A 12,330-nucleotide genomic window follows, 5' to 3' on the forward strand; every position below is an offset into this window, starting at 1 on the left:
GTGAATGATGGGCACACAGTAGATATGCGCACCCGCTTTCGCCCTACTCCAACACTGTCACCGGCATCCCGACGTCGAGAGTGCCAAGACCGTCGCTGACCATGTTCTGTCCAAACCACACCTCCCCTTCGCGCTCGCGATAGGTCTTGAGGGTGGTCAGTGGTTCGCGATCCTGGGTGCGCTCACCGGTCTTGGGGTCGATGGTCGTGAGTATGCAACGCGAGCAGCCCTTTAGCAGACGAAACTCGATGTCGCCTATACGGATGCGCTTCCAGCCATCCTCGGCAAACGCTTCACTGCCCTCGACCACCAGATTGGGCCTGAACCGGAGCATCTCCAGTGGCCAGCCGACCTTTGCCGACAAATCATCCAGCGAAGCCTGACCGATCAGCAGCAAGGGGAAGCCGTCGGCAAAACCCACCCTGTCTTCAACCGTGCCGTAACCGCTGGGCAACCAGCGAGCCCGGTTGTCGGGCACGTGAACCATGCGCGTAGGCTTGCCCATGAACTCGCTGAGCCAGCGGGCCGCCTCATCCCCCGCATCGGGCACACGCAGGGTGTCGCGCCACACGGTCACGCCACGCAGCGACGCCTCAGTGTCTTCAGGCAGGGGCACATCAAGGGCCTGGAAGCCAGGAGCATTGAGGGTCACCCCACCGTCGGCATTCCACAACACCGACAACTGTGACATGTGCGGCATGGCTCGCTGAGTAAAGAAACGCCCAGAAGCCTCTTCCACCAACATCCAGCGTCGATCCCCAGCCAGGCCCAGCCCATCGAACCGGGCTTGTTGCAGAGGTTCGGCCATGCCAGATTTGAGTGGAAATCGATAAAGCGCGCTGAGACGCAACATGGTCAGCTCCGTAATGGGCAAAGCGTTAATCTATACGAGTTAACACCCCGTACGACACCCCAAACCCACCTCGAAACCAAAAATCCGTCAGGCCTGATCCAGCATCAGACGCTCACGCACCACGTCGACCAATTTGTCCGGCTGGAACTTGGAGAGGAAATTGTCGCAACCGACCTTCTTCACCATTGATTCGTTGAAGCTGCCCGACAACGAGGTGTGCAGCACCACATACAGACCGCGCAAGCGCGGATCGTTGCGGATCTCGGTGGTCAGGCGATAACCATCCATCTCCGGCATCTCGGCGTCGGTGAATACCATCAACAGTTTGTCAGTCATGACTTCGCCGGTATCAGCCCATGCCTTGAGCATATTCAACGCCTTCAGACCATCACGAGCGATGTGCATCTTCACCCCAAGCTGGGACAAGGTGTCACGCAGTTGCGCCAATGCCACATTCGAATCATCCACCAACAGCACTTCGCGACCACGGGCAAGCTCCAGGACGGGATCCTGCAATTTGTCACGAGACACTTTGGCGTTGTAAGGCACGATTTCAGCAAGGACTTTTTCGACGTCGATAATCTCCACCAACTGATCATCGACCTTGCTGATGGCGGTCAGGTAATGCTGGCGGCCAGCACTGGCAGGCGGTGGCAGGATCGCCTCCCAGTTCATGTTGACGATGCGATCCACCCCCCCGACCAAAAACGCCTGCACCGACCGATTGTACTCAGTGACGATGATTGTACTGGTGGGCCCTGGTATCAGCGGACGCATACCAATTGCCTGGGAAAGATCGATGACCGGGAGCGTCTGACCACGCAGGTTGACCACACCACAGACAAAGGGATGACGCTGCGGCATCAAGGTCAGTTTGGGCAGTTGCAAAACCTCCTGAACTTTGAAAACGTTGATCGCGAACAGTTGTCGCCCGGCCAGACGAAACATCAGAATTTCCAGGCGATTCTCACCCACCAGCTGCGTGCGTTGATCTACCGTGTCGAGAATGCCAGCCATTAATGACTCCTGGGGGATAGTTCGTATTGAGAGCGCTCAACCCGTTATCGGCCGAAGTGAGCAGGACCTTAATTGCAACAAAATGAGGCGCAAAGCAATTGATGTCATATTGATATCATGGTTTACTCAATTTGCATTTCCAACGATCGAACTTTCGGTCACGACGGTGCTTATCCAGCGATGGCAACTGACTCCCAAATCATTCTCTAGGGGAAACCCTGAGTGGCAATCAGGCCCAACCTGATATGAGTAATATCTAATAGCCATTATTGTGACGCCATTCTCATTGCATGAATGGAGTCAGGCTCTTGTTTGCTATCGCAGGACCACGTTCAGACAACACCATAAGGGTCTCGGCCTTCCTTGATCGCGTATCAAGGTATGTCACAGGCCAAAAACAACTCGCCCGGTACTTTGCAACGCATTCGCAAAAGCGGGAGGCGGTGTCGCAGAACGCGATCAAAAAACAATATTCGGAAATAGACTACAGACATCTGTTTGCTTTCAACATTAACTTGAAGCCACTCGCCGAGCGCGACCTACGATCGCTGTCCATGAGTTGTGGAGATAAAACATGTTGAACGGCAACGAGTGGCAACATTCGCTCCCTGATTTTTTGATCACATCGCAGGCGCTTCTCGCCAAGTCCGAAGAGTGCCTGTGTCATCTGGAGCTGTTCATTAACGATAAGGACGCTATCGAATGCCTGCTCAGCACCCTGTTCACCCTCTCCCACGAGGCTGACGCGCTGTCCCTTGAGAGTATTGCTGACTTCTCCCGGCAGATTCGTCACCTCCTGGCTCTCGCCTCCCCACACACCAGCCTTCAGGGCGATGCATTGTCCACCCTCAGGGACTGTTTCGCTCTTCTCGCCTGGCAACTGGAACTGGTCGATACCGACACAGGAATACTATTACTCGACGACAGCGAACAATTGGAACTACTGAACACATTCGCGACTATCGTAGGATTTGAAGATCAATTGGCAAGTGCTATATCGCCCACGCGCTGGCCTGCTGCCCTGACACTGAAATCCGAAGTAGCACCAGAAAGCATCGCCGCCTCAAGGATTGCCTGACGCCGCGAGCTGGAAATAAGCGCCTGGTCAACTGTACGGTCCCCTGCGGTGCGACACAGGGTTGCCTGTATCAATAACAACCCTGTGGATCAATTAGCCACATAAAAGCATCAACTTCGTCGTGCACCACGATGTTTCAAGCGCTGCACTGATTGCCTGTCTTCCCGCTGAAGGACGAACTGAGCGACTGCGTTCGACAGGCATATTACTGACCAGCCAGACATGCATTGACCGGGTTTTTCTGCCGACAACACCCAAAACAATTAATTATTCAAACAATTGAGGTAAGCTCCACGCGTTCGAATTGACGGTCGAAGTTTTTTATCCAGAGAGGCATAAACTCCATCGTCACCTGACCAGCCACTGGCTGGACGAATGATGATCCGAAGGTGATGCGTCGGCACCGTCGAGCTCCCTCACACTGACCTGATAGCAGCCGAAACAGGTTATCCGCAGCGAACATCCAATAGCTCCATCAGCTATGCATGCCAGCATCAAGTCATTCAAACTTTGGCCCCTCAGCAAAAAAAGCACCCGTCGGCTTACCGCCTTACTTTGCATGGGTTCAGTCGCGGGCAACCTTACGGTCTATTTCAACGGCATGGCATTACCAGCCGGCTTGCTTGCACTGAACCTTGCAACCATCGCCAGCGTTTGGCACGTTCAGCGACAATCTGGCAACTCGATCAAATTCCAGCCTCGAGAGCTGGCCGAACGCATGCTTGAGGTGCAAGAAACCGAGCGCCATCGGCTCAGTCGTGAATTGCACGACGACATCGGCCAGATGCTCACCGCCGCCAAGATGCAAAGTGACTGGCTCCAGCGTCGCGTGGCGCCCGAGTGGCATAAGCAATGCGCGGTACTGTGCAGCACGCTGGATGAAACCCTGGCCAAAGTGCGCGACGTGTCTGCCATTCTCAATCCTCGCCAATTGGCCAGCCTGGGGCTGGAAGCCAGCTTGCGTGCGCATTTAGTGCGCACACTGGGGAACACAACAGTGAGCTGGAGTATGGAATGCCATCAACGCCTGGCGGGTATCCCGGACGACATGGCAGTCGCCGCGTATCGGATCACTCAGGAAGCCGTCACCAACATGTTGCGTCATGCTCAGGCCGATAATGTATTAGTGCGTCTGGAACGCTCGTCCGAGGGCTTGCTGCTGCATATCGCAGACGATGGCCTTGGCTTTACTCCGGCAGAAAATCCGGGCCAGGAAGGCCAGCGTGGTATGGCTGGCATGGCCGAACGGATAGCATTGCTGGGAGGCGCACTGACAGTCCATAGCGAACCCGGCAAAGGCACCCAGATAGAAGCACTTTTCCCTTGGGCACCACGTGTCCGCGAACGAGCCAACAAAAGTAAGGGCTTATGATCAACCTGCTTCTGGTCGATGACCACGCGCTCATCAGGGCCGGCGTACGTGCACTGGTCTCAGACATCCCTGGTTATGCCGTGATCGGCGAGGCCAACGATGGCGCGCAGTTGCTCGATCTTGCACAGCAACTGCGCCCTGACATCATTCTTCTGGATATCTCCATGAAGGAGACCAGTGGCCTGGACGCACTAGAAACGCTGCTCCTGAAGCTGCCCCACAGCAAAGTGCTTATCCTGTCGATGCACACAGACCCCGAACTGATCATGCGAGCGCTTGAGATGGGCGCCCATGGCTATCTGCTCAAGGACGCCACCGGCACTGAGCTGGAGCAGGCCCTGAATGCGCTACACAATAATGAACGCTACCTGAGCCCCGCAATCGCCCACACCGTGATCGATCAGGCCCTGATCAGCGTACAGGCGAACAGACCCGAGCGGATTGAAAATCACAACCTGACAGCACGCCAACTGGAAATTCTGAGGTTGATAGTGCGCGGTAAATCCACGCGCGAGATCGCTGGCGGTCTGGGCCTGAGTATCAAGACGGTGGAGGCCCATCGCTCGCAAATCATGAAACGCTTGCACATTTACGATGTCGCTGGCCTGGTGTTGTTCTGCGTACGAGAGCGGATCATCAGCCTCGACGACTGATTCGTCTCCGCCGTACCGAGCCTTGACGAGCGCAGCCCTCACAGCGGAACGAACCTCTTCGTTGAGGGCCTGCTTACCGCGCAAAACCAAGATGTCTTGCGCAATCTCATTACTGTCTTCTCCCTCTCGGGACTCAATACCCATGTGGCTTGCGCAGACTATTGACCATGCGGCAGGCAAAAAGGCTCCTTCGACCAAAAAAAATGGTTAATCCCTTAACGCCATCACAAAACGACACCCTCTGTTTCAGCCGCCTTACGCCATAAAATCAATCCAGTTGAATTGACCCTGGAGATAAAACAGAGAGGTCTGAAATATTTTGTAGAAAAAACACTGCCTAAATACAAATTGCCATTGAAATGCTATCAAGGGCTGTGTTTAATTCGACAGAATATTGGCTATATCGAAAAAGGAATTCACATAAGTCATTTTATTGACTTTACTCATGAATATCCATCTCAGTACCGCGGGATTTGGCACTGAATTCATGGCTCGAGGAATGGACAGTTATGCGCTTGCAACCTGTTGACAGTCTTCTGCTTACGCGTTCCAGCTTGGTCGAATATTTTTTGTTCGATATTCGCCTCGTGCACGGTATGACCTGCATTTTCCCGGGATTATTGATTCTGGCGCTCTGGCAAACTGACCGCCCCATTGCACTGCAGAGCTATTTAACGGTGCTGATGTTCCAGCGTCTCATGCAAAAAGGCTTTTTCCTGCAGAACGCGATCATTCCCGGTGCAACTGAAAACGGTCAGCGCCTGGCCGAGTACCTGGCGAAGAGTCAGGACATCCGTTCCGGCGTTTCCGAGCTTATCAACGACCGTATCGGACGCATGCCTAACGCAAGACCAGCCTTGACGAGCCGCCACAACTGCTCAACGTCTTCACCGGCAGTATGTCCATGGTCGTGCCGCGCCCCCCCCGCGCCACGGCAACCAAAGCTGCGGGCATTCTTTTTGAAGAAGCGGTCAAAGAATACACGGCTCGCCATCGGGTCAAACCAGGCATTACTGGCTTGGCGCAAATCAACGGCTATCGTGGTGAAACGGACACGTTGGAAAAAATCGAAAAGCGCGTCGAATTCGACCTTGAATACATAGAAAACTGGTCGGTCTGGTTCGATTTGTACATCCTTTTCCGCACTGCTCCTGCAGTGCTGTTCACTCGTGAGGCCTATTGATGAGCACTCTCATCCCTTGCATTATCGCTGGCGGCGCTGGCACCCGACTGTGGCCGGTTTCCCGCGAAGCCATGCCCAAGCCCTTCATGCGTCTTCCCGATGGAGAAAGCCTGCTGCAAAAAACCTTCGTTCGGGCCGTCGGGTTGGCCGACGTCGACCGAATCTTGACCGTGACCAACCGTGACGTGTATTTCCGGACGGTGGACGACTACCGCCAACTCAATAAGAACCACGTAAGCCTGGACTTTATCCTCGAACCGTTCGGGCGCAATACTGCCCCGGCCATCGCGGCTGCGGCGCTGCATGTCGCTCGTTTGTACGGCGACGATGCTCACCTATTGATTCTTCCAGCCGATCATTTGATCAAGGATGTGGAGGCGTTCGCTCAAGCCGTGAGCACCGCTCGAGAACTGGCCGACCAAGGCTGGATTGTGACATTCGGCATTGTGCCGACCAAGGCTGAAACCGGGTTTGGTTATATCGAAAAAGGTCAGTCCTTGAATTCGACAGCCACAGCCTATCAAGTGGCCCGTTTTGTCGAAAAACCAGACGCTGATACTGCTCAGGGTTACCTCGACGGTGGATTGCACCTGTGGAACGGCGGCATGTTCTGCATGCGCGCCGACACGATCTTGCGCGAGCTGCAAGAGCACGCGCCGCAGGTATTGGCCTCGGTCAAAGCTTGCCTGGAGCGAAGCCCGAGTAAGGAAGGCAATCACGAATTGCAGCTGGAACTGGACAGTGAACTGTTTGCGCTGGCCCCGGACATTTCCATCGACTACGCCGTGATGGAACCCTCGCAAAAAGTCGCGGTGGTGCCATGCCAGCTGGGCTGGAGCGACATCGGCTCATGGCAGGCCATGCGCGAACTGAGCCCGGCCGACACCGATGGCAACCAATGCAACGGCCAGACCGTCTTGCATGAGGTGACCAATTGCTACATCGACTCGCCACGACGCCTGGTGGGCGGCGTCGGCCTGGATAACCTGATCATCATCGATACCCCCGACGCGCTGCTGATTGCCGACGCCAATCGTAGCCAGGACGTCAGAATCATTGCCAAGGAGCTCAAGCGCCAGGGACATGATGCTTATCGCCTGCACCGTACCGTCACCCGCCCGTGGGGGACCTACACCGTGCTCGAAGAAGGCAAGCGCTTCAAGATCAAACGCATCATGGTCCGCCCTCAGGCATCGTTGTCACTGCAAATGCACCATCACCGCAGCGAACACTGGATTGTGGTCAGCGGCATGGCGCGGGTGACCAACGGCGACAGTGAGTTTCTACTCGATACCAATGAGTCGACGTTTATCAAACCTGGCCGCACTCATCGTCTGATCAACCCCGGCGTGGTCGATTTGGTCATGATCGAAGTACAGAGCGGCGAATACCTGGGTGAAGACGACATTGTTCGTTTCACCGACGTTTATGGTCGCGTGCCCGTGGAAACGCTCAATACCTAGAAGGTCGACATCACCCTTGAGAGAACAGCAGGCCTGTAGCGACGGCTGTACCCGCTCAGGTCTGTTCGGAAATCTCGATCAAGTTCAGGTCCGGGTCACGCACGTATACCGAGCGAATCGGCCCGGTGGCGCACGTGCGCATGATCGGGCCTTCGACAATTGGCCAGCGGGCCTCAGCCAGGCGCTCAATCACCTGTTCCAGCGGGATCGACGCAATAAAGCACAAGTCCAGCGCGCCCGGAACCGGCAGATGCGCCTTGGGCTCGAATTCGTGCCCGCGAATGTGCAGGTTGATTTTCTGGTTGCCAAACGTGAACGCCATACGTCCGGCACCAAAGGTCTCCAGTTGCATGCCGAGCACGCGGGTGTAGAAATCCCGGGTGGCATCGGCATCGCTGGCGGTCAGGACCAAATGGTCAAGATGATCGATCATGGGGTGAGCTCCTTGAATAGGGTCGAAGGCACTTGCTGGTGCATGCCAGTGACACGGGCGGGAATCAGGTGCCCGAGCACAATGTCCCGAATGCCTTGCAGAGGCTGGCGAAGTCGACTGACGACTTTAGGGATGTTTAAGCATTGAATGGCCACGCTCAGTCAACCGATACATCTGCACAGGGCTGCGGGGCGAGTCGGGATCGGTCATTTCTACCAGCCCTGCCGCCAATGCCGGGTTGAGGTACGTGCGACGAAATGATTGCCGATGCGCGAGGCCCAATTGATCCATCAGCTCGCCGGACTTGAACGAAGGATGGCTTGCGAGAACCTTGAGTAGTTTTTTTACCGGGTCGGTTTGTCGTTTCCCGCAACGACGACAAGCGACCGACCTCTTCGCTGATATCTGCGACGAGGGCGAGCATCCGTGAAGTCAGTGTCAACGGTGGCTGGTATTTCTTCATTTACTAAAGTCCATGATCAATCTTCATGTTACAGAGTGGGTTTCTCGCTGAAATCCTTTACGTGTTCGATGAAGCGCGCCACCGCCGGAGCCTTTTCAAAACGGCGATAAACCAGCGACAAGAATGACGAAGGTTGGCAGTCTTGAATACGCCGGTACACCACATTGGGCAACTTGATGTGGTCCACCATTGACTCCGGCACCACGGCCACACCCTGGCCGAGAGACACCAGCGCCACAACAGCAACTAACCCACCCGGTTGAGGCCCAAGCGTTGGCGCATAGCCGCCTTGCGCGGCGACCTGCAAGGTGCCAGAGATCTGTTCGGGGAGAATGAAGATTTCATTCTGCAAATGCGCCGCATTGATTTCTTTCAGACGACACAGCCATGAGCTGCCTGGCAGCGCCAGCGCAAAGCCTTCTACCAACAGACTGACGGTGCTCAGGGCTTCGGGTAAATGCATGGGCGAGCGAACATAACCGACATCCAGCCGCCCCTCCTCGATCATTTCTGGCAAGGCCGACATCAGGTTCTCGCTGATGGTGAAGCCAATGTCCGGATAACGCAGGCGAAAGCTGCTGACCTGTTTTTGCAGCACCCCGGAAAACACCGCCGAAGCCACATAACCCAGCTCGATGTGACCCGTCTCACCGCGCCCCGCACGTTGCGCATTGAGCTGCGCGGCTTCGAACTGACGCACGGTCGGCTCCGCCTCTGCCTGCAAGGCCCTGCCCGCATCCGTCAGGCTGACCTCGCGTTGCAGGCGCAGGAACAAGCGCGTGCCCAAGGCGCTTTCCATGTCCTGAATCTGTCGGGTAAGCGTCGGCGGAGCAATGCCCAGTTGTGCTGCGGCACGGCTGAAATTCCTGTGCTTGGCGACAGCCAGAAAGTAACGAAAGTGGCGTATTTCCATGACTGCATTAGCTCAAAGGTAATGAAGTGCTCAAGCCCAAGTAACAAAGCGCCTAAGGCATTGCAATAAGCTTGCTAGCACGTTACCCATAAAGCAATCGTGTATCTGCGAGGAATGACATGAAAACGCCCAGCCCGCGCATGACTCTGTTGGCCGCCTCGGCGGTCTGCTCGCTTATCGTTCTTGACACCAATATTGTCGCCGTGACCTTGCCCAGTATTGCCCGTGACCTGGGGGCCAATTTCGCCGACATCGAATGGGTGGTCAGCGCCTACATGCTGGCCTTCGCCGCACTGCTATTGCCCGCAGGCAGCATTGCTGATCGTTTTGGCAGGAAGAAGACCCTACTCTGCGGCCTGGCGCTGTTCATTCTGGCCTCACTGGGCTGTGGCGCGGCGCCAAACATCCTCTTCCTCGACATTGCTCGAGCGATCAAAGGTGTAGGGGCCGCGCTGTTATTGACCTCGGCACTGGCGACTATCGGCCATGCGTTCCATGACGAGACCGAACGGGCCAAAGCCTGGGCGTTCTGGGGGGCCTGCATGGGCGTAGCCATGACCGCCGCGCCCACCGTGGGTGGTCTGATTGCCTCATTCGTGGGCTGGCGCTGGATTTTCTACCTGAACCTGCCGCTGGGCTTGCTGCTGGTGAGCATGGTATGGCGCAACATCGACGAGTCGCGCAACGAACAATCAGCGCGGCTCGACCCTTGGGGCAGTCTGGCGTTTAGCGGCAGTCTGCTGTGTCTTATCTGGGGCCTGATCGAGGCCAATCGCATTGGCTGGGACACTTCATTGACCACACTGCGCTTGCTGGCCGGCGTACTGTTGATGGTCCTGTTCGTGGTGGTTCAGCGGCTACAGCTTCGGCCTATGGTCGATCTGCAATTGTTCAAACACCCGCGGTTCGTTGGTGCGCTCCTGGGCATGTTCGCTTACGCAGGTTGTGCCCAAGTGATGATGACGCTATTACCGTTCTACTTGCAGAATGGCCTAGGGTTCACTGCCATCGCCTCCGGGCTGGGCATGTTGCCGTTCGCGCTGACCATGCTCACCTTCCCGAAGATCGGCACGCGGTTATCTCGCCTGTTATCGCCAGCCAGCATGATGGCCCTCGGGCTGATTCTGGTCGGTTGCGGCAACCTGCTAAGCGCCTGGGCGGTGTCGATGGGCGGCTACCTGAGCTTTGCCTGCGCCATCGCCGTCACCGGGGCTGGCGCAGGACTACTCAATGGCGATACCCAGAAGAACATCATGGCGTGCGTACCGCGTGACCGCGCAGGCATGGCGTCAGGAATGAGCACCACGATGCGTTTCAGCGCGATCATGCTCGCCATCGGTGTGTTCGGCGCCTTGTTGGCCAGCCACTCACAACAGGTCTTGACCCGTAGCCTGCAACTCAATGCTCCCGGCTGGCTGGCTCAGACTGATCACATCGTGTCCCGCGTGGTAGCCGGTGACATGGTCGCGGCGATGCAGCCGCTGACGGAGAATGCGCGGCTGATCGTCCAGCCGCTGGCGCAACAGGCATTTGTTTCAGGCTTCAGCACGGTCCTGTGGGTGGCCGGATTGATGGCGCTGCTTGGAGCCCTGCTGGTGGGCACCCTTATGCGCAACCCGATACCCGCGGTTCAGTTGAGTGCTGCATAAACCCTCATGACACCACTCTGTCGCGCAGCGAACTCGGTCGGGGAAGGAACACGCATCAGCGCGACACAGCCAGCCGCCAGACCCGCGCCAGATCACGAGCTCGATCATGCAACAAGCTCGCGGCGTTGCGACAGGCATAACCGAGCGTCATTGGGCCACTGGTCAACGCAAACGCCGCACTGATGCCATGCGCGTACAGATCGGCATAGCCCTCACCCAACGTCCCGGCCAACACGATCACCGGCACCCCCTTGCGCCGGGCAATGCGGGCGACACCGAACGGCGTTTTGCCACGCAGCGTCTGAGCATCAAAACAGCCTTCGCCGGTGATCACCAAATCGGCACCGTCCAGTGCATAGGCCAGGCCCACAAGGTCGGCCACCACCTCTACGCCAGGGCGAAAAGTCGCGTTCAGGTAAGCCTTGGCAGCGAAGCCCATGCCCCCTGCCGCCCCGCAACCGGGTTGGTCGCGCACGTCATGACCCAGAACCTGAGCCGAATGGTCGGCGAAATGCCCCAACGCGGCGTCCAGCTCCAGAACTTGCTGCGGAGATGCCCCCTTTTGTGGGCCAAAAATATGAGAGGCACCCTGCGGACCGCACAATGGGTTGTCGACATCCGCCGCAACCTCAAAGCGCACGTCACGCAAACGTGCATCAAGACCGCCCAGTTCGATCCGCTGTACCTGCGCCAAAGCCTGACCACTCGGAATCAGAGGCTGATCATTACCGTCGAGAAAACGCGCACCCAACGCCGACAGCATGCCACTGCCCGCATCATTGGTCGCGCTGCCGCCAATCGCCAGGATGATACGTTGCGCGCCAGCGTCCAGCGCCGCACGAATCAACTCGCCCGTGCCATGCGTGCTACTCAGGCAAGCGTCCCTTTGCTCAAGGGTCAGTAACTGCAAGCCGCTGGCCATGGCCATTTCAATGATTGCGGTCCGGGTCTGTTCCAGCCAGCCCCACTGAGCCTCGACCGCAACGCCCAACGGTCCGCTGACAGTGGTGCTCATCCACTGCCCATCACAGGCGGCCAGAACCGCTTCGATGGTGCCCTCACCGCCATCGGCCATCGGGCATTGAACTAACTCGGCGTCAGGCCAGACTTCGGCCAGGCCCCCGGCAATAGCATTGGCGACAGCCTGGGCACTCAGGCTGTCCTTGAAAGAGTCGGGTGCGATGACGATTTTCATGGAGGCTCCTATCCGTAATGAGTAGATGTTCTCACCCTAATCGACGTTTTCCGCCTGA

General features: G+C 56.8%; 11 protein-coding genes and 1 pseudogene. 6 read left to right on the forward strand and 6 right to left on the reverse strand.

Annotated features, from left to right (window positions below):
* Positions 1–43: 43 nt before the first annotated feature.
* Together RGU44_RS10265 and RGU44_RS10270 are read right to left on the reverse strand one after the other, a co-directional pair.
* Positions 44–853: an MOSC domain-containing protein gene (locus tag RGU44_RS10265; protein WP_322217012.1), complete on the reverse strand. Its 810-nt coding sequence runs from the start codon at positions 851–853 to the stop codon at positions 44–46.
* An 87-nt stretch (positions 854–940) separates the two neighbouring features.
* Positions 941–1,870 (reverse strand): chemotaxis protein CheV, encoded by a 930-nt coding sequence (locus tag RGU44_RS10270; protein ID WP_322178573.1) that lies wholly within the window; start codon positions 1,868–1,870, stop codon positions 941–943.
* Positions 1,871–2,444: 574 nt separating this feature from the next.
* Here RGU44_RS10270 and RGU44_RS10275 point away from each other — a divergent pair.
* From RGU44_RS10275 to RGU44_RS10295, 5 genes and pseudogenes are all read left to right on the forward strand, one after another.
* Positions 2,445–2,948, forward strand: a complete 504-nt coding sequence (locus tag RGU44_RS10275; protein ID WP_322217015.1) for a hypothetical protein — start codon at positions 2,445–2,447, stop codon at positions 2,946–2,948.
* Positions 2,949–3,429: 481 nt separating this feature from the next.
* A complete protein-coding gene (locus tag RGU44_RS10280) occupies positions 3,430–4,320 on the forward strand; it encodes a sensor histidine kinase (protein WP_322217017.1) in 891 nt (296 codons plus the stop codon).
* The gene (locus tag RGU44_RS10285; RefSeq protein WP_322217020.1) at positions 4,317–4,973 is read left to right on the forward strand and encodes a response regulator transcription factor; all 657 of its coding nucleotides are present in this window, start codon (positions 4,317–4,319) and stop codon (positions 4,971–4,973) included. Before RGU44_RS10280 ends, RGU44_RS10285 begins: the two co-directional genes overlap by 4 nt.
* 844 nt (positions 4,974–5,817) lie before the next feature.
* Positions 5,818–6,156, forward strand: a pseudogene (locus RGU44_RS10290) (sugar transferase); the annotation flags it as partial.
* Positions 6,156–7,619 carry a mannose-1-phosphate guanylyltransferase/mannose-6-phosphate isomerase gene (locus tag RGU44_RS10295; protein ID WP_322217022.1) on the forward strand — a complete coding sequence of 488 codons (1,464 nt, stop codon included), beginning with the start codon at positions 6,156–6,158 and terminating at the stop codon, positions 7,617–7,619. The pseudogene RGU44_RS10290 and the gene RGU44_RS10295, both read left to right, overlap by 1 nt.
* A gap of 55 nt (positions 7,620–7,674) precedes the next feature.
* Here the strand turns inward: RGU44_RS10295 and RGU44_RS10300 are convergent, their stop codons facing one another.
* The 3 genes from RGU44_RS10300 to RGU44_RS10310 all read right to left on the reverse strand — a co-directional run bounded on the left by RGU44_RS10300 (position 7,675) and on the right by RGU44_RS10310 (position 9,428).
* Positions 7,675–8,052 (reverse strand): VOC family protein, encoded by a 378-nt coding sequence (locus RGU44_RS10300; RefSeq protein WP_322217025.1) that lies wholly within the window; start codon positions 8,050–8,052, stop codon positions 7,675–7,677.
* A 126-nt stretch (positions 8,053–8,178) separates the two neighbouring features.
* Positions 8,179–8,457: a Fic family protein gene (locus RGU44_RS25020; RefSeq protein WP_323565942.1), complete on the reverse strand. Its 279-nt coding sequence runs from the start codon at positions 8,455–8,457 to the stop codon at positions 8,179–8,181.
* An 86-nt stretch (positions 8,458–8,543) separates the two neighbouring features.
* Positions 8,544–9,428 (reverse strand): LysR family transcriptional regulator, encoded by an 885-nt coding sequence (locus RGU44_RS10310; protein WP_322217027.1) that lies wholly within the window; start codon positions 9,426–9,428, stop codon positions 8,544–8,546.
* Positions 9,429–9,547: 119 nt separating this feature from the next.
* On the opposite strand from RGU44_RS10310, the gene RGU44_RS10315 reads away from it, so the two are divergent.
* The gene (locus RGU44_RS10315; RefSeq protein WP_322217030.1) at positions 9,548–11,077 is read left to right on the forward strand and encodes an MFS transporter; all 1,530 of its coding nucleotides are present in this window, start codon (positions 9,548–9,550) and stop codon (positions 11,075–11,077) included.
* 55 nt (positions 11,078–11,132) lie between these two features.
* Here RGU44_RS10315 and RGU44_RS10320 read toward each other — a convergent pair whose 3' ends face one another.
* A complete protein-coding gene (locus RGU44_RS10320; protein ID WP_322217032.1) occupies positions 11,133–12,272 on the reverse strand; it encodes a glycerate kinase in 1,140 nt (379 codons plus the stop codon).
* Positions 12,273–12,330 lie beyond the last annotated feature (58 nt).

Origin of the sequence: Pseudomonas sp. 5C2, assembly GCF_034314155.1 — a bacterium.
GTDB lineage: Bacteria > Pseudomonadota > Gammaproteobacteria > Pseudomonadales > Pseudomonadaceae > Aquipseudomonas.

What these genes read in the sequence shown, in the direction of transcription:
- RGU44_RS10265 (WP_322217012.1), bottom strand. Translation starts at nt 853, where the DNA reads ATGTTGCGTCTCAGCGCGCTTTATCGATTTCCACTCAAATCTGGCATG.
- RGU44_RS10270 (WP_322178573.1), bottom strand. Translation starts at nt 1,870, where the DNA reads ATGGCTGGCATTCTCGACACGGTAGATCAACGCACGCAGCTGGTGGGT.
- RGU44_RS10275 (WP_322217015.1), top strand. Translation starts at nt 2,445, where the DNA reads ATGTTGAACGGCAACGAGTGGCAACATTCGCTCCCTGATTTTTTGATC.
- RGU44_RS10280 (WP_322217017.1), top strand. Translation starts at nt 3,430, where the DNA reads ATGCATGCCAGCATCAAGTCATTCAAACTTTGGCCCCTCAGCAAAAAA.
- RGU44_RS10285 (WP_322217020.1), top strand. Translation starts at nt 4,317, where the DNA reads ATGATCAACCTGCTTCTGGTCGATGACCACGCGCTCATCAGGGCCGGC.
- RGU44_RS10295 (WP_322217022.1), top strand. Translation starts at nt 6,156, where the DNA reads ATGAGCACTCTCATCCCTTGCATTATCGCTGGCGGCGCTGGCACCCGA.
- RGU44_RS10300 (WP_322217025.1), bottom strand. Translation starts at nt 8,052, where the DNA reads ATGATCGATCATCTTGACCATTTGGTCCTGACCGCCAGCGATGCCGAT.
- RGU44_RS10310 (WP_322217027.1), bottom strand. Translation starts at nt 9,428, where the DNA reads ATGGAAATACGCCACTTTCGTTACTTTCTGGCTGTCGCCAAGCACAGG.
- RGU44_RS10315 (WP_322217030.1), top strand. Translation starts at nt 9,548, where the DNA reads ATGAAAACGCCCAGCCCGCGCATGACTCTGTTGGCCGCCTCGGCGGTC.
- RGU44_RS10320 (WP_322217032.1), bottom strand. Translation starts at nt 12,272, where the DNA reads ATGAAAATCGTCATCGCACCCGACTCTTTCAAGGACAGCCTGAGTGCC.